18 protein-coding genes and 1 other RNA gene are annotated in these 19,466 nt (G+C 73.4%); 11 read left to right on the top strand and 8 right to left on the bottom strand.

Annotated features, from left to right (window positions below; translation table 11 throughout):
- The first annotated feature begins 136 nt into the window (after positions 1 to 136).
- On the top strand, positions 137 to 1,876 hold the full coding sequence (locus ACFWJX_RS20965) for an MFS transporter (protein ID WP_383245187.1): 1,740 nt from the start codon (positions 137 to 139) through the stop codon (positions 1,874 to 1,876).
- Positions 1,877 to 1,976: 100 nt separating this feature from the next.
- Positions 1,977 to 2,627 carry a class I SAM-dependent methyltransferase gene (locus ACFWJX_RS20960; RefSeq protein WP_383245184.1) on the top strand — a complete coding sequence of 217 codons (651 nt, stop codon included), beginning with the start codon at positions 1,977 to 1,979 and terminating at the stop codon, positions 2,625 to 2,627.
- Here ACFWJX_RS20960 and ACFWJX_RS20955 read toward each other — a convergent pair.
- The 3 genes from ACFWJX_RS20955 to ACFWJX_RS20945 all read right to left on the bottom strand — a co-directional run bounded on the left by ACFWJX_RS20955 (position 2,624) and on the right by ACFWJX_RS20945 (position 5,137).
- Positions 2,624 to 4,042 (bottom strand): hypothetical protein, encoded by a 1,419-nt coding sequence (locus ACFWJX_RS20955; protein ID WP_383245181.1) that lies wholly within the window; start codon positions 4,040 to 4,042, stop codon positions 2,624 to 2,626. The genes ACFWJX_RS20960 and ACFWJX_RS20955 overlap by 4 nt on opposite strands.
- Before the next feature lie 112 nt (positions 4,043 to 4,154).
- Positions 4,155 to 4,787 carry a response regulator gene (locus ACFWJX_RS20950; RefSeq protein WP_383245735.1) on the bottom strand — a complete coding sequence of 211 codons (633 nt, stop codon included), beginning with the start codon at positions 4,785 to 4,787 and terminating at the stop codon, positions 4,155 to 4,157.
- Positions 4,788 to 4,792: 5 nt separating this feature from the next.
- A complete protein-coding gene (locus ACFWJX_RS20945) occupies positions 4,793 to 5,137 on the bottom strand; it encodes a hypothetical protein (RefSeq protein WP_383245178.1) in 345 nt (114 codons plus the stop codon).
- A 278-nt stretch (positions 5,138 to 5,415) separates the two neighbouring features.
- Between ACFWJX_RS20945 and ACFWJX_RS20940 the strand changes: the two genes are divergently transcribed.
- The 3 genes from ACFWJX_RS20940 to ACFWJX_RS20930 all read left to right on the top strand — a co-directional run bounded on the left by ACFWJX_RS20940 (position 5,416) and on the right by ACFWJX_RS20930 (position 8,464).
- Positions 5,416 to 6,273, top strand: a complete 858-nt coding sequence (locus tag ACFWJX_RS20940) for a MaoC/PaaZ C-terminal domain-containing protein (RefSeq protein ID WP_383245175.1) — start codon at positions 5,416 to 5,418, stop codon at positions 6,271 to 6,273.
- Positions 6,274 to 6,436: 163 nt separating this feature from the next.
- Positions 6,437 to 7,513, top strand: coding sequence for a Zn-dependent alcohol dehydrogenase (locus ACFWJX_RS20935; protein WP_383245172.1), 1,077 nt, complete (start codon positions 6,437 to 6,439; stop codon positions 7,511 to 7,513).
- 9 nt (positions 7,514 to 7,522) lie between these two features.
- Positions 7,523 to 8,464 (top strand): 3-oxoacyl-ACP reductase, encoded by a 942-nt coding sequence (locus tag ACFWJX_RS20930; RefSeq protein WP_383245170.1) that lies wholly within the window; start codon positions 7,523 to 7,525, stop codon positions 8,462 to 8,464.
- A gap of 312 nt (positions 8,465 to 8,776) precedes the next feature.
- On the opposite strand, the gene ACFWJX_RS20925 is transcribed toward ACFWJX_RS20930, so the two are convergent.
- On the bottom strand, positions 8,777 to 9,949 hold the full coding sequence (locus ACFWJX_RS20925; RefSeq protein ID WP_383245167.1) for a hypothetical protein: 1,173 nt from the start codon (positions 9,947 to 9,949) through the stop codon (positions 8,777 to 8,779).
- Between the two features lie 290 nt (positions 9,950 to 10,239).
- Here ACFWJX_RS20925 and ACFWJX_RS20920 point away from each other — a divergent pair, with 290 nt between their 5' ends.
- Genes ACFWJX_RS20920 through ACFWJX_RS20910 form a run of 3 tightly spaced genes read left to right on the top strand, consistent with a single transcriptional unit; the run spans position 10,240 to position 13,540 of the window.
- Positions 10,240 to 11,106 carry a Nif3-like dinuclear metal center hexameric protein gene (locus tag ACFWJX_RS20920; protein ID WP_383245164.1) on the top strand — a complete coding sequence of 289 codons (867 nt, stop codon included), beginning with the start codon at positions 10,240 to 10,242 and terminating at the stop codon, positions 11,104 to 11,106.
- The gene (locus ACFWJX_RS20915) at positions 11,103 to 11,846 is read left to right on the top strand and encodes a zinc ribbon domain-containing protein (protein ID WP_383245732.1); all 744 of its coding nucleotides are present in this window, start codon (positions 11,103 to 11,105) and stop codon (positions 11,844 to 11,846) included. The genes ACFWJX_RS20920 and ACFWJX_RS20915 overlap by 4 nt, the downstream gene beginning before the upstream one ends.
- An 11-nt stretch (positions 11,847 to 11,857) precedes the next feature.
- Complete coding sequence (locus tag ACFWJX_RS20910; protein WP_383245161.1) at positions 11,858 to 13,540, top strand: bifunctional RNase H/acid phosphatase; 1,683 nt, start codon at positions 11,858 to 11,860, stop codon at positions 13,538 to 13,540.
- Here ACFWJX_RS20910 and eda read toward each other — a convergent pair.
- Both eda and yaaA read right to left on the bottom strand, forming a co-directional pair.
- A complete protein-coding gene (gene eda, locus ACFWJX_RS20905) occupies positions 13,512 to 14,174 on the bottom strand; it encodes a bifunctional 4-hydroxy-2-oxoglutarate aldolase/2-dehydro-3-deoxy-phosphogluconate aldolase (protein ID WP_383245159.1) in 663 nt (220 codons plus the stop codon). The two genes, ACFWJX_RS20910 and eda, sit on opposite strands and share 29 nt — an antisense overlap.
- A 74-nt stretch (positions 14,175 to 14,248) precedes the next feature.
- On the bottom strand, positions 14,249 to 15,031 hold the full coding sequence (gene yaaA / locus ACFWJX_RS20900; protein ID WP_383245156.1) for a peroxide stress protein YaaA: 783 nt from the start codon (positions 15,029 to 15,031) through the stop codon (positions 14,249 to 14,251).
- A gap of 79 nt (positions 15,032 to 15,110) precedes the next feature.
- On the opposite strand from yaaA, the gene ACFWJX_RS20895 reads away from it, so the two are divergent.
- Positions 15,111 to 16,556: an RNB domain-containing ribonuclease gene (locus ACFWJX_RS20895; RefSeq protein ID WP_383245152.1), complete on the top strand. Its 1,446-nt coding sequence runs from the start codon at positions 15,111 to 15,113 to the stop codon at positions 16,554 to 16,556.
- Here the strand turns inward: ACFWJX_RS20895 and ACFWJX_RS20890 are convergent.
- Positions 16,507 to 17,121 carry a hypothetical protein gene (locus tag ACFWJX_RS20890; RefSeq protein WP_383245150.1) on the bottom strand — a complete coding sequence of 205 codons (615 nt, stop codon included), beginning with the start codon at positions 17,119 to 17,121 and terminating at the stop codon, positions 16,507 to 16,509. The genes ACFWJX_RS20895 and ACFWJX_RS20890 overlap by 50 nt on opposite strands.
- A complete protein-coding gene (locus ACFWJX_RS20885) occupies positions 17,118 to 17,876 on the bottom strand; it encodes a MerR family transcriptional regulator (protein WP_383245147.1) in 759 nt (252 codons plus the stop codon). Before ACFWJX_RS20885 ends, ACFWJX_RS20890 begins: the two co-directional genes overlap by 4 nt.
- Positions 17,877 to 18,044: 168 nt before the next feature.
- On the opposite strand from ACFWJX_RS20885, the gene ACFWJX_RS20880 reads away from it, so the two are divergent.
- Together ACFWJX_RS20880 and rnpB are read left to right on the top strand one after the other, a co-directional pair.
- Positions 18,045 to 18,614 (top strand): Uma2 family endonuclease, encoded by a 570-nt coding sequence (locus ACFWJX_RS20880; protein WP_383245729.1) that lies wholly within the window; start codon positions 18,045 to 18,047, stop codon positions 18,612 to 18,614.
- Between the two features lie 33 nt (positions 18,615 to 18,647).
- Positions 18,648 to 19,055, top strand: an RNA gene (gene rnpB, locus ACFWJX_RS20875) — RNase P RNA component class A.
- Positions 19,056 to 19,466: the final 411 nt, after the last annotated feature.

Below are 19,466 nucleotides of genomic sequence, written 5' to 3'. Positions count from 1 at the left end.
CCCAAAGAGAAGGTCAAGATTTCGTTAGTGTGCCGAAGCATCGGAATAGTTGCTCATGCATACGGGGTTCACTCTGCACGTATCCGGCGCGGCTCGCCCGTCCCCACCTCACTCCCAGGCCTGGAGGCCTCGCTCCATGACGCACACGTCGACCGACCGGCCCGGACGCAGGGCGGGCGGTGCCGTCGTCCCCGTGCTCGCCTTCGCGGGCATCGTGGTCGCGGTGATGCAGACCCTGCTGGTCCCGGTCATCAAGGACCTGCCGCAACTGCTGGCCACCTCACCCAGCAACGCCACCTGGGTCCTCACCTCGACCCTGCTGTCCGGCGCCGTCGCCACCCCGATCATGGGCCGCCTCGGCGACCTGTACGGCAAGCGGCGACTGCTGATCCTCAGCCTCGCCGTGATGGTCGTCGGCGCGCTGGTCAGCGCCGTCACCAGCGATCTGCTCATCATGATCGTCGGCCGTACCCTCCAGGGCTTCGCGATGGGCGCGATACCGCTCGGCATCGGCCTGATGCGCGACATGCTGCCCCGCGAGAAGCTCGGCTCGGCGATGGCCCTGATGAGTTCCTCCATCGGCGTCGGCGGCGGCCTCGCCCTGCCGGCCGCGGCCCTCATCGCCCAGCACGCAGACTGGCACGCCCTCTTCTACGGCGCCGCCGGTCTCGGCGTCCTCGCCATCGGCCTCACCCTGCTCGTCGTACCCGAGTCCCCGGCCCGCGCCGCGGGTTCCTTCGACCTGCCGGGCGCGATCGGCCTCTCCGCCGGCCTCGTCCTGTTCCTGCTGCCGATCACCAAGGGCAGCGACTGGGGCTGGTCCTCGGGCACCACGCTCGGCCTGTTCGCCGCCTCCGCCGTCGTGCTCGGCCTGTGGGGCGTGATGGAGCTGCGCGTCAAGGCCCCACTGGTCGACCTGCGCACCAGCGCCCGCCCGGCGGTCCTCTTCACCAACCTCGCCTCGATCATGGTCGGCGTCTCCTTCTACGTCGTCTCCCTCGTCCTGCCCCAGCTCCTCCAGCTGCCCACGAGCACCGGCTACGGCCTCGGCCAGTCCATGGTCAGCGCAGGTCTCCTGGTGGCGCCGCTCGGCCTGACGATGATGGTCACCGCACCGGTGTACGCCCGCCTCTCCGCCAAGTACGGCCCCAAGGTCACCCTGATCCTCGGCCTGCTGATCATGGCGATCGGCTACGGCGCCGGCCTCGGCCTGATGAGCGCCGCCTGGCAGAGCCTCGTCATCGCGGTCGTCCTGGGCGCCGGCATCGGTTTCGCCTACTCCTCGCTCCCCGCGCTGATCGTCGGCGCGGTCCCGGCCTCGGAGACGGGCGCGGCCAACGGCCTCAACACCCTGATGCGGTCCATCGGTACGTCGGTCTCCAGCGCCGTCATCGGCATGGTGCTGGCCAACACGGCGAACAACGTCGGCGGCGTCGCCGTCCCGACCATGCACGGCTTCCGGGTCTCCTTCCTGATCGCCACCGGTGCCGTCGCCGTGGGCCTGCTGCTCGCCCTGTTCCTGCCCCGCCGCACCCCGGCGGCGACGCCGCAGCTGCGCGCCAGCAGCGAGGAGGACGCCAACCTGGCGCGTGCCGAAGAGGTCCTGCGGAGCTTCCGCGGCCGGGTCCTGGACGCCGGCGGCGCCCCCGTCGCCCACGCCAGGGTCACCCTCATCGACCGCCGCGGCCGCCAGGCCGGTGCCACCCTGTCGGAGGCGGACGGCAGCTACGCCGTCGCCGTCCCCGCCCAGGGCACCTACGTCCTCGCCGCCAAGGCCACCGGCCACGGTCCCCTCGCCTCCGCCGCGACCCACGCGGGCGACGAGCGCCCCGTCGACCTGGACCTGGCGCTGCCCGGAGAGACGGTCACCGCCTGACCCGCGCATCCCGCAACCCCGCAACCCCCGTCGACCGTCCGACGGGGGGCGCGGTGCATCATGGGCGGGCCCAGACGCACGCACGACCGGAAGGACCCCCATGCCCGCGGCACCCGAGCCCGAGATCCTGGCCGCGTTCGAGGCCGCGAAGGGGTTCATGCCTCTCGACGAGGGACTCGCGCTGTACGCCGCCGCGGTCGAGGCCGCCGGTCTGGGGCTGCCGCTGCTGGAGGTCGGCACGTACTGCGGACGCTCCACGATCCTGCTCGCCGACGCGGCCCGGCGGGGCGGGGTCACCGCGCTCACCCTCGACCACCACCGGGGCAGCGAGGAGCAGCAGCCGGGCTGGGACTACCACGACCCGGAGACCGTCGACCCCGAGATCGGCCTGATGGACACGCTGCCGGCCTTCCGCCGCACCCTGCACCGGGCCGGCCTGGAGGAGCACGTGGTGGCGCTGGTCGGCCGCTCCCCGCAGATCGCCGCCTTCTGGAACTCGCCCCTCGGCCTGGTCTTCGTCGACGGCGGCCACACCGACGAGCACGCCGGCTCCGACTACCAGGGCTGGGCCCCGCACGTCGCCGAGGGCGGCCTGCTCGTCATCCACGACGTCTTCCCGGACCCGGCCGACGAGTTCACCGGCCAGGCCCCCTACCGCGTCTACCTCCGCGCCCTGAGGTCCGGTGCCTTCACGGAGATCTCGGACACCGGCTGCCTGCGCGTCCTGCGCCGCACCGGAACGGGCCTCTAGCCTCCCGCCGCCCGGCGGCGCCGGTACACCGCCGCCACCACGACGGCCAGGACACCCGAGCCGACCGCCACCCAGGTCCCGGGCTGTCGCAGGGGCCGGTACGGCAGGGCCGGAGAGGCCTCCAGCGGGATGGCCGCGACATCGTTGCCGGGGGTGCGGTCGTAGGGGTTGTACGTGCGGATGGTGCCCCGCGCGCCGGGGACCCGCCGGTCGATGCGGACGTGGAAGTCGAGGGTGGTCGTGTCCCCCTCGTGCCGCGCCTCCATGAACCGGTCGCCGCCGATCTCGCAGACGAACACCCCACCGGGGGTCTCCGGCCGGTCGCACGCCCACGTCCCGCCCCCGTCCTCGAAGGTGTACGGGATCGAGGTGACCGTGGTGCCCTCCGGCGGGACCACCTCGAAGCGGCCCGGCGACTCGTCGCCGAGCAGCCGGCCGGGCCCGAGGTCGCGCACCCCGAGCCGCACCTTCACCGTGTCCCCGACCCGGCCCCGTACGGTCGCGGTGACCGGACGGTAGTCGGCCTGCACGGTGGTGGTCACGCCGAGGGTGCCGTCGCCGGACGCGAAGCCGTTGTCGGCGGTGCCCACCAGGGTGAGCGGGGCGCCGGTGCCGCGGACGGTGTGGTCGGCCGGCTTCTGCGGGGACGCCGACCACGTGTAGACCAGCGAGCCCGTCAGCTTGCCGGGCAGGGCCGTGTAGACCAGCGGGGCGCTCGTGCGGTAGGCGGCACCCGCCGCGGCCTTCGTGGGGAACACGCACCACGCGGAGGCGGGCAGCGGACCCGGGTAGGAGCAGTTGCTGTACCGGGTCGCCAGCGCCAGGCCCTCCGCATCGACCTGGAGGGCGACGCCCTGGGCCGCCGGGAACCGGGAGTTGTTGGCGAAGCCCGGCGTGACCGTCCCCGGCTTTCCCGGCCTCAGCCCGCTCACCCCGGCGTGCGCGCCGGGCCCGTGCAGCGTGGGTCCGCCGACGGTCATCCGGGTGGTGCCGGTGACGGACGCCGCGTTGTCGGCGCTCGCGGTGTAGGTCACCGTGCCGCTCGCGCCCGGCTCGACGCCGTCCACGCCGTGCAGGGTGAAGGGCGCGTTGCTCTCGCCGTCGCCGTTCTGCAGGTCGCCGTAGACGCAGGTGAACACCGGGCCGTCGCCCGTGCAGTTGCCGTAGCCGCCCTTCACCGCACGGGCGACGCCCGCCAGGCCCGAGGCGTCCACGACGACCCTGACATCGCGGGCCGGGCCCCCGTCGCTCGCCTCGACGGCGACCGGCACCACGAAATCGCTGTTGGAGGCACCGGCGCCTTCGTCGGCGTTGTACATCGCGAAGGTCGAGGGTGTCTCCAGCCTCAACGCGACCTCGCCGGAACCGTCCGCCGCGACGGCCTCGGCGGGCGCGGTGGGCGTGACCGCAGTCATGAGGACGGCGGCGAGACTCACCGCCAGAGCTGCCCCGCGTCTTCCTGTCCGTATGCGTCGAATCCGTGTGCGTCGAAACATGCGGGCACTATGCCAGCGGGCTCCGCGCCGCTCAGAGCCAGCCCTGCTGCCGTGCCTCGCGCATCGCCTCCGTGCGGTTGCGGGTGCCCGTCTTGCCGATGGCGGCGGAGAGGTGGTTGCGGACCGTCGACTCCGGCAGATGCAGCTTCGCGGTGACATCGGCGACGGTCGCGCCGTCGGCGGACGCTCTGAGGACATCGCACTCGCGGGTCGTCAGCGGGCTCGGCCCCGCACCGAGCGCGGCGGCCGCCAGGGCGGGATCGACCACCGTCTCACCGATCAGCACCCGGCGGATCGTGGCCGCCAGCTCCTCCACGGGACCGTCCTTCACGAGGAACCCGGCGGCCCCGGCCTCCATCGCCCGCCGCAGATAGCCCGGTCGGCCGAAGGTGGTGAGGATCAGCACCCGGCAGTCGGGCGCCTGCTCGCGCAGCTCGGCGGCGGCGTCCAGACCGCTCATGCCGGGCAGCTCGATGTCGAGGAGGGCGACGTCAGGGCGGTGGAGGAGGGCGGCGTCCACGATCGCGTCGCCGGTGCCGACCTGTGCCACCACCTCGATGTCCGGCTCCAGCCCCAGCAGCAGGGCCAGCGCCCCGCGCACCATGCCCTGGTCCTCCGCGAGCAGAACCCTGATGGACTTGGCAGGCCGGTGGTCACGGGGCATCTCGTTCACGGCCCAAGCGTAGGACCGGCGGGCCCGGACGGCACCGCCCCGGCCACCGGCTCCACCAGGGAGGAAGCCGAGCCCGCCCCGCCCAGGTACGGCCGCGGCGCATCCCCCGGTGCTCCCGCCCCGTACGGCTGGTGGGCGCCGCCCTGCGCCTCCGCCCCGTACGGCTGCCCGGCGTCCGCGGGGAGTTCCGCCGTGACCGTGAAGCCGCCTCGCGGGTCCGGGCCCGCCGTCAGTGCACCGCCCGCCGCCGCGAGGCGCTCACGCAGGCCGGTCGGACCGGTCCCGCGGTCCGCCGCGCGCAGGGGGGCCGTCCGTGCCGGAGCCGCCTGTGGCGAAGTCACCTCGGCCGTACCCGTCCGTACCCGTTACGCACCCACCCCAGCCCGCCGGGAGATCCGGTTGTACGGACCCATGCAGGACAGATGTCACGGGACACAGACCCGCCACGCCAGGGGACACGTGACCTGACGATGCGTCAGGAGCCTTCACAAGTGTCAGGCGCTCGGCTATACAGAGGGGCGCCGGACTGGAACGCGTTCTAGGTCCCGCCCGTGACGACCTCGGTGCGGCCGACGGTGCGGACGGTCGCACCGAGGTCTCGAGACCCGCCAGGAGCCCCATGCCCATCGACGCAGCCAAGGCCCTCGCCGCCCGACCCCGGACCGGCGAGATCACCTGGGACCGCAAGGACGTCCTGCTCTACCACCTCGGCGTCGGCGCGGGCGTCCCCGCCACCGACCCCGACGAACTGCGCTACACGCTGGAGTCCCGGCTGCACGTCCTGCCCAGCTTCGCCACCGTCGCGGGCTCCGGCTCACCCGGCGTGATCAGCGGACTGTCCATGCCCGGCGTCGACGTCGACCTGGCCCGCGTCCTGCACGGCGGCCAGTCGCTCACCCTGCACCGCCCACTGCCCGCCGAGGGCACCGCCACCGCCACCGGCCGCATCGCCGCCGTGTACGACAAGGGCAAGGCCGCCGTCCTCGTCATGCGTACCGAGGTCACCGACGCGGACGGCCCACTATGGACGAACGACGCCCAGATCTTCGTCCGCGGGGAGGGCGGCTGGGGCGGCGACCGGGGCCCCTCCGCCCGGCTCGACCCCCCGGCGGGCGACCCCGACAAGACCGTGGAACGGCACATCCGCGAGGACCAGGCGCTCCTCTACCGTCTCTCCGGCGACCGGAACCCCCTGCACGCCGACCCGGACTTCGCGGCAGCCGCCGGTTTCGACCGGCCCATCCTGCACGGCCTGTGCACCTACGGGATGACCCTCAAGGCGGTCGTCGACACCCTGCTCGACGGCGATGTGACGCGGGTGCGCGCCTACGCCACCCGGTTCGCCGGCGTGGTCTTCCCCGGGGAGACCCTCCGCATCCGCATGTGGCGCGGCGAGGGGGCGGTCCGGGTCGCGGTGAGCGCGGCGGAACGTGACGACGCGCCGGTGCTCGCCGACACGATCGTCGAACACTCCTGAACCTGTCCGGACGTCGAGCACTCCTGAACCTGTCCGGACGTCGAGCACTCCTGAACCTGTCCGGACGTCGAACACTCCTGAACCTGTGCCGAACCGGTCCGGAACCAGCCTGTACCCGCCTGAACCAGCCAGCATCCGAGGGGACCCCGAGGGGAGCCGCACCATGCGCGCAGCCGTACTGCACGAGATCGGCCAGGACAAGCTGGAGGTCCTCGACGACGTCGAGGCGGTGGGCTTCGGCCCCGGCAAGGTCAGGATCCGGGTGCGCGCCACGGGGCTGTGCCACTCGGACCTGTCCGCGATGAGCGGGGTGCTGCCGCAGCCCGCGCCGTTCGTGCCCGGCCACGAGGGCGCGGGCGAGATCCTCGAGGTGGGCGAGGGCGTCACCCGGGTGAAGCCCGGCGACCGGGTCGTCGTGTGCTGGCTGCCCGCCTGCGGTGTCTGCCCCGCCTGCCGGCGCGGCCAGACCGAGCTGTGCCTGGCCGGGTTCATGAACGCGGGCACCCCCAACTTCCGCCGCCCCGGCGGCGATCTCTTCGGCTTCGCCGGCACCGGCACCTTCACCGAGGAGGTGGTGGTCGACGCCGGCTGCGCCGTCCCGATCCCCGACGACGTGCCCTTCGACATCGCCGCGCTCATCGGCTGCGGGGTGACCACGGGGCTGGGCGCCGCGCTCAACACGGCGGACGTGGAGGCCGGTTCGTCCGTCGCCGTCATCGGCTGCGGGGGAGTGGGCGTCTCGGCGATCCAGGGCGCCCGGCTCAAGGGCGCCGCCGAGATCGTCGCCGTGGACCCGGTCGCCGCGCGCCGCGAGGCCGCCCTCAGGTTCGGTGCCACAGAGGCCGTTTCTCCCGAGGAACTCGCCGACGCCAAGCAGCGGGTCACCGGCGGCGAGGGCTTCGACTACGTCTTCGAGGTCGTCGGCCGCTCCACCACCGCCCGCACCGCCTACGAGACCACCCGCCGCGGCGGCACCCTGGTCGTCGTCGGCGCCGGCGCCATGGACGACTTCCTCCAGCTCAACATGTTCGAGCTGTTCTTCGACGAGAAGCGGATCCTGCCCTCCATGTACGGCGGCGGCGACGTCCTGCGTTCCTACGAGCGGACGGTCGCCCTGTGGCGGGCCGGGCGGATCGACCTCGCCGGACTGATCACGCACCGCGTCCCGCTGGCGGAGATCAACGAGGCCCTCGACCAGATGCGCACCGGGGCGGCCCTGCGCACCTGCATAGAGATCTGAGGAACCGTCATGTCGCTCCCTCTCGCCGGCCGTTCGGCGATCGTCACCGGTGCCGGACGCGGACTGGGCCGGGCCGAGGCCCTGGAACTGGCCCGGCTGGGCGCGGCCGTCGTCGTCAACGACTACGGCAGACCCGGCCGCGACGGCTCGGGCGAGGCCTCGGCCGCGCCCGCCGAGGAGGTGGCGCGGGAGATCCGTACGGCCGGCGGCACCGCGCTCGCCCACACCGGGGACGTCTCCGACTTCGCCGCCGCCCGTGACCTCGTCGACCTGGCGATCACGGAGTTCGGCACGCTGGACATCCTGGTCAACAACGCGGGTATCCTGCGCGACCGCATGGTCTTCTCCATGACGGAGGAGGAGTGGGACTCGGTGATCCGCGTCCACCTCAAGGGCCACTTCAACACGACCCGCTTCGCCGCCGCGCACTGGCGCGAACGGTCCAAGGCGGCGGGCGGGCCGGTCTACGGGCGGATCGTGAACACCTCCTCGGAGGCGTTCCTCGCGGGCTCCGCCGGGCAGCCCAACTACGCGGCGGCCAAGGGCGGCATCGTCGGCCTGACGACGTCCACCGCCCTCGCGCTCGCCAAGTACGGCGTCACCGCCAACGTCATCTGCCCGCGCGCCCGCACCCGGATGACGGAGGACGTCTTCGCGGGCCTCGGCCGCCCCGACGAAGGGCTCGATCCCCTCGCCCCCGAGCATGTCGCCCCGCTCGTCGGCTATCTGGCCTCGCCCGCCGCCGCCCGGATCAACGGGCAGCTCCTCGTCGTGCACGGCGGGATGGTCGCCGTGATCGAACGGCCCCGCGTGCAGGCCACGTTCGACAGCAAGCAGGAGACCTTCAGCCACGAGGAACTGGACGCCGTGCTCACCCCGCACTACGCCGGACGGCCCGAGGGGGAGACGTTCGCGGCGGCGGAGGTGCTGGGACTGCGGCGGGAGCGGTGACGGAAACAGGTGTGGGCCCTGCCCGTCGTCACGACGGACCGGGCCCACAGGTGTAGCGGTCAGACAGTCGCGTCGGCCTTGTCCTCGGCCGGCTTACGGTGCCGGCCGAGGGGAGCGGACTCGCCTTCGTGGGACGAGACCGGGCCCCGGTGCCGACCGTGACCGGTGTCCTCCTGTGTGTCGGCGGACCACGGCTGCATGGTGCTTGTGTCGCTCATCGGAAGTGTTCACCCCGTCAACATGATCCTTTTCAGCCGGGAAAGCTTATCCGGCGGACCTCGGGGTGAATCCAGGCGGCCACGCCAACCGCCACTACTTCGTTACAAGCCGTGCCAGGGGCGCCTGTTGGAGCGGAACGGGCCGGGGCGCGACAGGTGCCGGAGCTTCCGGTTCCAGGGTGTCGGGGGCGGTCTCGGGGGCGACCTCGGCCGAGCCGCTCCACGGCTGTTCCCCGCCCGCGGCCGGCACAGCCATCCGCGCCACCCCGCACGGCTCCGCCCTCGTCGCGTACGGCAGCCGCAGCACCCCGTCCTCCGTCCACAGGCCGCTGCCCGCCAACCACCCCTCCGGCGCCGCGAGTTGGTGCAACCGCCGGTCCGCGGGACGCCACACGCCGACCCAACTCCCGAACGGGCCGTCGATGCGCAGGCCCACCGCGCAGCTCTCCGGCTGCAGGACCTGACCCGGCTGGATCGCGAACGGCGTCAGCGCCCGGTCGGCGAGCCGCAGCGACTCCGGGAAACGCACCGGCAGCGTGCTGCCCAGCACCCCCCAGCCGAGCCGGGGCTTGCCGGGCGACGGCGCGTCCGAGCTGATCAGCAGCAGCCCGCTGTCCGGGGCCGCGAGCAGCAGCCGGTCGTCGCTGCCGGCGGCGATCTGGAGCAGCGGGGACACCTCGCCGCCCCGCTCCAGGTCCACCACGACCGCCTTGGTGCGGCCGCCGACCTCACGGTCCAGGGCCAGCATGCGGCCGCTCCGGTCCAGCCACACCCCGCCCGAGCAGCGGCCCGGGATCTCGGCGAGGTGCTCGGGGCCGAAGGCGCCGCCCGCCACCAGCCACAGCGCCGTCGAACGCCGGCCCACGGCGACGGCGTACGCCCGCTGCCCGCACGGGGCCGGCGGCAGCAGCCGCAGGACGGTGTCCTCGTCCGGGCACTCGACCGCGCCCAGCAGCAGCTCACCCGTGCCGGGGCCGGTCGGGTACAGCAGCGAGAACATGTGCCGCCGCTGCGACAGCCGGCGGATCAGGACCCGCCCGTCGGCCATCGGCTGCACCTCCGTGCCGGGCTCCTCCGGCTGGTGGGCGGGCAGCGGTACGGCGTACGGCTCGGGGCCGTCCAGCGTCCAGCGCTCCGGGAACCAGGAATCGCCGTCGCGGGCGAGACGTGCGGCGTAGGTGCCGTCCGCCGTGATCGCGCAGGGCGCGTCCGGCGTCGGATCGTCGTGCCCGTTCTCCGCGGCGGGTTCGATCGCACAGGCCGTCATGGTTCGGTCACCTCCGCCGACGAAGCTAGTTTTCGTACGCACGGGCGGGGCATCGGCGGGCGGGGGCTTCGCTCATAAGAGTGGCGCAGAAGCGATTCTGCTCCGGGGGTTGTGGGGGGTGTGCATGGGGTTGGGGTGGTGTGTCCCGCTGTCCGGGACTCTGCCCCCGTACGCCGCCAGGGGGATCGCCCACCTGCCCGCCCGGCTCGGTCGGACAGGAGGCCCAGCTCTCCCAGGCCTCCTGGCCTGCGGCGGTTCAGGGCCGGGAGGCGGCCAGGTAGCCTTTCCCCGTGCCCCGTCTGTCTGAAGTCATCGCCGCGCTGGAGAACCTGTGGCCCGCCGAGCGGGCCGAGTCCTGGGACGCGGTCGGCACCGTCGTGGGCGAACCCGGCCAGGACGTCGAACGGGTCCTGTTCGCCGTGGACCCCGTCCAGGAGATCGTCGACGAGGCGGTGAAGCTGGGCGCCGACCTGCTCGTCACCCACCACCCCCTCTACCTCCGCGGGACGACGACCGTCGCGGCCTCCACCTTCAAGGGCCGCGTCGTGCACACCCTCATCAAGCACGACATCGCCCTGCACGTCGCCCACACCAACGCCGACACCGCCGACCCCGGCGTCAGCGACGCCCTCGCCGGCGCCCTCGACCTGCGCGTCGTACGGCCCCTCGTGCCCGATCCCGCCGATCCCGACGGGCGGCGCGGCCTCGGCCGGGTCTGTGAACTCGACCACCCGCTCACCGTCCGCGAACTCGCCGCCCGCGCCGCCGAACGGCTGCCCGCCACCGCGCAGGGCATCCGGGTGGCGGGCGACCCGGACGCGACCGTGCGGACCGTCGCGGTCAGCGGCGGGTCCGGCGACAGCCTCTTCGACCACGTCCGCGCCGCCGGCGTCGACGCGTTCCTCACCGCGGACCTGCGCCATCACCCGGCGTCCGAGGCCCGCGCGCACGGCGCCCACGCCGCCCACGCCGCCCACCAACCTCTCGCGCTGCTCGACGCGGCGCACTGGGCCACCGAGTGGCCCTGGTGCGAGCTGGCCGCAGCCCAGCTCGACGAGATCTCCGACCGCCACGGCTGGGGCCTGCGGGTCCACGTCTCGAAGACGGTCACCGACCCCTGGACCAGCCAATTCCCTTCACCTGGAGCCCCCAACTGAACGCCGCGCCCGCCGACCAGATCCGACTCCTCGACGTCCAGGACCTCGATGTCCGCCTCCAGCAGCTCGCGCACAAGCGCCGCTCGCTGCCCGAGCACGCCGAGATCGAGTCGCTGACCAAGGACCTCACGCAGCTGCGCGACCTCCTGGTGGCCGCGCAGACCGAGGAGAGCGACACCGCCCGCGAGCAGACCAAGGCCGAGCAGGACGTCGACCAGGTCCGTCAGCGTGCCGCCCGTGACCAGCAGCGCCTCGACACCGGCGCCGTCACCTCCTCGAAGGACCTGGAGAACCTCCAGCGCGAGATCGTCTCCCTCGCCAAGCGCCAGGGCGACCTCGAGGACGTCGTCCTGGAGATCATGGAGCGCCGTGAGGCCGCCCAGGAGCGGGCCGCCGAGCTGACCGAGCGCGTCGGCTCCGTCCAGGGCCGGATCGACGACGCGACCGCCCGCCGCGACGCCGCATTCGAGAAGCTCGACGGCGAGATCGCCTCCGCCACCAAGGAGCGCGAGGTCATCGCCGCCACCGTCCCCGCCGACCTGCTCAAGCTCTACGACAAGCTGCGCGAGCAGCAGGGCGGCGTCGGCGCGGCCAAGCTCTACCAGCGCACCTGCCAGGGCTGCCGCCAGGAGCTGGCGATCACCGACATCAACGACATCCGCAAGGCCGCTCCCGACACCGTCGTACGGTGCGAGAACTGCCGCCGGATCCTGGTGCGGACCTCCGAGTCCGGCCTGTAGGGACGGCTGACGTGCGGGAGTTCATCGTCGAGGCCGACGGGGGGTCCCGGGGCAACCCGGGGCCCGCGGGCTACGGCAGCGTGGTCATCGACGCGGCGACGGGGGAGACCCTCGTCGAGCGGGCCGAGTACATCGGCATCGCCACCAACAACGTCGCCGAGTACCGGGGCCTGCTGGCCGGCCTGCGCGCCGCCCGCGAACTGGACCCCACCGCCCCGGTGCGCGTCCGCATGGACTCCAAGCTCGTCGTCGAGCAGATGTCGGGCCGCTGGAAGATCAAGCACCCCGACATGAAGCCACTGGCCATGGAGGCCGCCCGGATCTACCCGCCCGGCCAGGTCACCTACGAGTGGATCCCCCGCGAACACAACAAGCACGCCGACCGCCTGGCCAACGAGGCGATGGACGCGGGCAAGCGCGGCGAACAGTGGGACGCCGGGGCGTCCATGGCGGCCCTGACCGTGGCGTCTCCGGTTTCACCGGCGTCCCGTGAACCGTCGGGTCCTCCCGGAGACGCGACCGTCGGCGCAGCCAAGGCCCGCGAGGCCCTGGCGAAGGGACGGGTGGGTGGCGCTCAGGCGTCGACGCCTGCCGGGGAGGCGACCATGGGCACGGCTGCCGCCGGGGGCCCTGCTGACTCGGCCCCGGCCGCAGGCGGGAGCGGCGGGACTTCCGCGAGTGGCGCGGCGGCGTACACGGCTTCCGCCGGAGCAGACGTCGGCGCGGCTGCGGGTTCGGCTTCCGCCGACTCCCTCGCCCGGTCGGCGGACCCCCAGCCGTCGGGCGCGGGCGGCGACACGGTCGCCGGCGCCCAGCGTGACGGCGGAGCCGCCGGGGAGGCCGACGCCGCCACGGCCACCGGGACCGGGACCGGGGCAGGCGACAGCGGAGCCACTGCCTCCGGCTCAGGCTCCGGGACCGTCGCGACCACCCCCGCCACCACCACATCCGACGCCGACCGTCGTGCCGCCCGTACCCTCGCCTCCCCTTCCTCCGCCGCTCCTTCGTCCACTTCCGCGTCCGAGCGGGCGCAGCCGTCCGTCGGCTGGGGGGCCGCCCCCGATCTCGGGGCGCCCGCAACCTTCGTACTGCTGCGGCACGGGGAGACACCGCTCACGCCGGAGAAGCGGTTCTCCGGGAGCGGGGGGAGTGATCCCGCGCTCTCCGCCGTCGGGCGGGAGCAGGCTGAGCGAGTCGCTGCCGCGCTGGCCCGGCGGGGCACGGTCCAGCACATCGTCGCCTCTCCGCTCGCCCGGACGCGGGAGACCGCCGGTGCCGTCGCGGCCCGGCTGGGGCTGGAGGTCACCGTCGACGACGGGCTGCGCGAGACGGACTTCGGGGCCTGGGAGGGGCTCACCTTCGGTGAGGTCCGCGAGCGCCACCCGGAGGACCTCACCGCCTGGCTGGCCGACCCGGAGGCGGAGCCGACCGGCGGCGGCGAGAGCTTCGCGGCGACCGCGGTCCGGATCGCCGCCGCCCGGGACAAGCTGGTCGCGGCCTACGCGGGGCGTACGGTCCTGCTGGTCACGCACGTGACCCCGATCAAGACCCTGGTCCGGCTCGCCCTGGGCGCCCCGCCCGAATCGCTGTTCCGGATGGAGCTGTCGGCGGCCTCGCTGTCGGTCGTGGCGTACTACGCGGACGGCAATGCCAGCGTCCGCCTCCTCAACGACACGTCCCACCTGCGCGGGTAAGCCGCGAGGCGGCCCGCGCCAGTTCTTCCACCCGCGCCCAGTCCCGTGCCGCCACCGCGTCCGCGGGCACCATCCAACTGCCGCCCACACAGCCGACGTTGGGCAGGTCCAGATAGTCCGCCGCGTTGTCGGGGCCGATGCCGCCGGTCGGGCAGAAGCGGGCCTGCGGCAACGGTCCGGCCAGCGACCGCAGATAGGCCGTACCGCCCGCCGCCTGCGCGGGGAAGAACTTCATCTCCCGCACCCCGCGTTCCAGCAGTGCCACGACCTCCGAGGTGGTCGACACCCCGGGCAGGAAGGGCAGCCCGGACGCCCGCATCGCCGTCAGCAGCGCGTCCGTCCACCCGGGGCTCACGAGGAACCGCGCCCCGGCCGCCCGACAGGCCGTCACCTGGTCCGGGGTGATCACGGTTCCGGCCCCGACCACCGCGTCCGGCACCGCGGCGGCGATCTCCCGGATCGCGTCGAGGGCGGCCGGGGTGCGCAGGGTCACCTCGATCGCGGGCAGCCCGCCCGCGACCAGCGCCCGCGCCAGCGGTACCGCGTCGGCGACGTCCGCCACGACCACCACGGGCACGACGGGCGCGAGATCCAGTACCGAGGCAGCCGAAGGGGAGGGCAGGGGTGAGGTCATGCGCCTCATCCTGCCCGAGGGGTGCACTACACGCAAAGGTCGTTGCGCATGGTGCAACGCACTGCCTGTCGGTGTCAGTGGATCTCGTCCACCAGCACGTCCAGCGTCCACGTCGACCCCGCCCGCGCCGGCGCCTGCTCCTCCACCGTGTAGCCGAGGTCCCGCAGCGCCACCACCAGCCCGGCCGGGTCCTTCGGCGCGATGCCCGCCGTCAGCAGGCTCCGCACGATCCGGCCCTTCGTCGCCTTGTTGAAGTGGCTGACCACCTTCCGGGTCGGCGCGTGCAGCACCCGCACGCTCGCCGTCCGCGCGGCGACCTCCCCCTTCGGCTTCCACGCCGCCGCGTACGCCGCCGACCGCAGGTCCAGCACCAGCCCGTCCCCGGCCGCCTCCGGCAGCACCTCCGCCATCGGCGCCCGCCAGTGCGCGCCCAGCGCCCCGAGCCCCGGCAGCCGCACACCCATCGAGCAGCGGTACGACGGAATGCGGTCCGTCACCCGGACGGCACCCCACAGCCCCGAGAACACCAGCAGCGAACGGGCCGCCCGCCGCTTGGCGGCCGCGTCGAGCGACGCCAGGTCGAGGGCGTCGTACAGCACACCCGTGTAGATCTCCCCGGCCGGCCGGGTCCCGGCCGTGTGCAGTTCCGTGTTCTTCGCGATCTCGCCGCGCAGCCCCTCGCTCAGACCGAGCACCTCACGCGCCTTCTCCTCGTCCCCGGCGCACAGCTCGACCAGCTCGCGCAGCACCGCCTCACGCGCGGCGGCGAGCCCCGGCAGCGACAGCGACTCCGGCTTCAGCGGGGCGCCACGGCCGGCGGCGGCCTTTCCTTCGGACGGGGGCAACAGGACGAGCACGAGCGTTTCTCCTTCGGGTAGGGCTCCGCGCGCCAGCGTACGGGGTGCCGACACCCCGCCCCCGCCCTACGCTCGCCCTATGCCCCGCCGCCACATCCGCGTGACCGGCGCCCCCGAAGCACCGCTCCGGGCCGCCCTCGCCGCCGTGCGCACGGAGCTGGGCGTGCCCACGAGCTTCCCGCCCGAGGTGCTCGCGGAGGCGGAACGCGCCGCCGGAGCCCCCGCCCTGCCCGCGTACGACGCCACCGACATCCCCTTCGTCACCGTCGACCCGCCCACCTCCACCGACCTCGACCAGGCCCTCCACCTGTCCCGGCATGGCACCGGCTACCGCGTGCGGTACGCCATCGCCGACGTCGCCGCGTTCGTCGTACCCGGCGGGCCGCTGGACGCCGAGGCGCACCGCCGGGTGAGCACCCTCTACTTCCCGGACGGGAAGGTCCCGCTGCATCCGCCGGCGCTCGGCGAGGGCGCCGCGAGCCTGCTGCCCGACGGGCCGCGCCCGGCCGCGCTGTGGACCGTCGACCTCGACGCCGACGGCCGTACCCTCGCCGTCGACGCCCGCCGCGCCCTCGTCCGCAGCCGGGCCAAACTCGACTACGCGAACGTGCAGCGACAGATCGACGACGGCACCGCCGAGGAACCTCTCGCGCTCCTGAGGACCGTCGGGCAGCTCCGGCAGGGGCTGGAGGCCGACCGGGGCGGGATCTCCCTCGACGTGCCCGAACAGGAGATCGTCGAGCACGACCACACCTACGAACTCTCCTTCCGCGCCCCGCTGCCCGCCGAGGGCTGGAACGCCCAGCTCTCCCTGCTGACCGGCATGGCCGCCGCAGACCTGATGCTCGCCTACGGCACCGGAGTACTGCGCACCCTCCCGGCCGCCCCCGACGGCGCCGTGGGCCGATTGCGGCGCACCGCCCACGCCCTGCACATCGACTGGCCCCACCACGTGTCGTACGCGCAGCTCATCCGCTCCCTGGACCCGCACCTGCCCCGGCACGCGGCCTTCCTCCAGGAGTGCACGACCCTGCTGCGCGGCGCCGGCTACACCGTCTTCCGCGGTGGCGTCCTGCCCGAGATCACCACCCACGCCGCCGTCGCCGCCCCCTACACCCACTGCACGGCCCCGCTCCGCCGCCTCACCGACCGCTACGCCACCGAACTGTGCCTGGCCGCCGTCGCCGGTACGGACCCACCCCCATGGGTGCTCGCCGCGCTCGACGCCCTGCCCGGCGAGATGGCCGACGGCGGCCGGCGCGCGGGGGCCGTCGAACGCGCCTGCGTCGACGCCGTGGAGGCGGCCCTCCTGAAGGACCGGATCGGCGAGGTCTTCGACGGCTGCGTCGTCGACATCGACGAGCGCCACCCGAACGTCGGCACCGTCCAGCTGGAGTCCCCGGCGGTCATCGGCCGCATCGAGGCAGCCCCGGAAGGCATCCCCCTGCCCCTGGGCGAACGCCTCCGCGTCCGCCTCACCCAGGCGGATCCGGCGACGGCGAAGGTATGTTTCGCACCCGCGTGAGCCCGCGTTCGAGGTCGCGTACGAGGTCCCGCGCGTCGTCGGCGTGCAGCCGCACCACGTCCACGTCCCGGCGGCGGCCGAGGAAGGTGACGTGGGCGACCGGCTCGGTCAGTTCGAGGGTGACGGAGGTCTGCGAGCCCACCGCGAGGTTCAGCTCGCCGTCGGCCCGCTCGTGCGTGGAGCGCCTCTCGTGCCGTACGGCCGCGATCCGGTCCAGCGGGATGCGCAGGTCGACATGGGCGGCGTGGCGGACACGCAGGGTGCCGTCGGCCAGGACGTGCGGCCGGACCTGCCAGGCCGCGTACATCCCGGCCAGCAGGACCAGCGTGTACACGTCCAGGATCAGCACGGCGGTGTGCAGGGCGGGCCAGTCCCGCAGCAGCACGGACATCGTGAACGTCTCTATCAGACACACGAACCCGAACCCGGCCAGCACCGCGCCCTGCCCCCGCGCGTACCCGAACGCCCTCCCGGCGCCCACCCCGTGCCGCCGCCGCCCCGCCCACAGCAGCAGGCTCGCCAGCAGCCGCAGCTCATGGCGCAGGAGCACGGTGATCGTCCTCATCCGGAACCGCCCTCCTCCATGAGGATCTCCAGCGACCGCCGGATCGCCGCCGCCTGGGCGGGCGCGAAGTCGGCGTAGAAGGCCCGCAGAAAACTGCTGTCCTGGTCGATGGCCAAGGTGTCGGGGAGCAGGCTCCGAGGGGTGCACGCGGCCAGCCTGCGCGCCGCGGTCTCCACCCCCGGGTCGTCGGGAGCGGCGTCGGCGAGGGCGTCCAGCAGGGCGTACGCCTCCTTGGCCATGGCCACCGTCTCCGGCGACCCGGCGACCGCGCTCACCGCCGCCATCAGCCGCTCCCGTTCCGCGGGGCTCGCCGCCGTCTCGACGAGCGCGAGCACCTCGCGGTCCCGGGCGGCCATGGGCGAGTCGTACAGGTGGGCCGTCTCCGCGAACAGCGCGGCCAGCTCGGGCGAGACGGGCCCCTCGGCGGGCAGCGCCTCCCCGTCCAGCAGCGCCCGCAGCCGCCCACGGCGCTCCCGGATCGCCACCTCCTGCCGGGCCAGGTCCTCGTCCAGCTCGGTCAGTACCTCGACGAGATCCTTGCCCGCGTCGTCCGCCAGCACGTCCCGCACCTCGGCGAGCCCCAGCCCCAGCTCCGTCAGCCGCCGGATCCGCGCCAGGACGACCGCATGCCGGAGCGTGTAGTCGCGGTAGCCGTTGGTACGCCGCTCGGGCTCGGGGAGCAGCCCCAGGTGGTGGTAGTGCCGGACGGTCCGCGTGGTGACGCCGACGGCCTCGGCGAGTTCTCCGATCCGCATGCCACCAGTACAGACGTTGACGTCGCGGCAGGGTCAAGCGAGCGGTGTCCCGACGGCGGTGATGATCCTGTGCCACGATCGAGGGAACGGTTCCCGATCTCACGGACAGGTGATCCGGCGATGCCCGAGTCCGGCGAGCGACCGAAGGAGGGGCGTGACATGACTGCCATGGCCCACCAGCCGCTCACGCAGGAAGAAGTCCTGCTGGAGGGCTTCCTCGCCCTGGACACCCCGGAGGGCTTCCGGGCGGAGCTCGTCGAGGGGGAGATCGTTGTGACGCCGCCGCCGGACGGGGATCACGAGAAGTACATCAGCCGGATCGTGCGGCAGGTGATCAAGCGGTCCGGGACCGACATGGACGTCTCCGGGAACAAGGGGCTGAAGCTGAGGAGCGGAGGCGCCTGCCCGAAGAACCACGTGGTCCCGGACGCCACCTTCGCGGCCCTCGACCTCGACCTCTTCGGGAACGCCGGCCCCTGGATGCCCTGCGACGGCGTCGCCATGGTGCTCGAGGTGACGTCCACGAAGCCCACTGCGGACCGCGAGGCAAAACGCCGCTGCTACGCCCGCGGCGGCATCCCCCGTTACCTCCTCGTCGACCGCGACACCTCCCAGGTCACGCTCTTCAGCGACCCGATGCACGACGACTACCGGGAGCACACCACCCTCCCCTTCGGCAAGCCGCTCACCCTCCCCGAGCCCTTCGCCTTCGACCTGGAGACCGCGGATTTTCTCTGACCCGACGCCCGGTAGCATGGTCGATACGGCAGACGAGCCGGGCGGACGGCCGCGTGGAGTGCCTCTCGAGGTGCTTCCCGAGGAACGTCCGGGCTCCACAGGGCAGGGTGGTGGCTAACGGCCACCCGGGGTGACCCGCGGGACAGTGCCACAGAAAACAGACCGCCGGGGACCTCGGTCCTCGGTAAGGGTGAAACGGTGGTGTAAGAGACCACCAGCGCCTGAGGTGACTCAGGCGGCTAGGTAAACCCCACCCGGAGCAAGGTCAAAAGGAGCCGCTGTGAAAAGCGACTCTGCGCGGACGTTCGAGGGCTGCCCGCCCGAGTCCGCGGGTAGACCGCACGAGGCCGGCGGCAACGCCGGTCCTAGATGGATGGCCGTCTCCCCGGCCGCCGCGAGGCGGCAGGGTGACAGAACCCGGCGTACAGCCCGACTCGTCTGCCGCCAACTGCGGCTTTGCCTGGGGGAGGGCGTCTGACCTGCGGCGGAGGCCCTTTCCGATTTTTCAGGGGCTTGCTGCGTTAGGTGGCGGAAAGTCCCTCGGACAGGGCTGAAAGTCCCTGAAAAATCCTTGGAGCGGAGGGCCACGCGAGGCATCTGGGCTGGGTGCTCGCGAGAGCCTCCCGGCGGAGCATGGTGCTGGAGCCGCAGGCATCGGGGCGGTTTTGGCACGGCGGGAGAACGCGGCCTCGGCATTGGCCGTCGTGTCGGCCCGCGCAACCCATTTGACGCGGGCTGCGGTGAGCCGGGGGTACATCGCGCGAAGCTCTTCCAGCCGCCCGGTGACCGTCTCGATGAACTCGGCCAGATGGTCCGGATCCATCGGGCGGCTGTAAGTGCCGGCGGCCATTT

This window comes from Streptomyces sp. NPDC058335 (assembly GCF_042723915.1).
Classification (GTDB): Bacteria; Actinomycetota; Actinomycetes; order Streptomycetales; family Streptomycetaceae; genus Streptomyces.
Note: the sequence above shows the minus strand (reverse complement) of the source record. Positions and strands in the feature narration are given on the sequence as shown.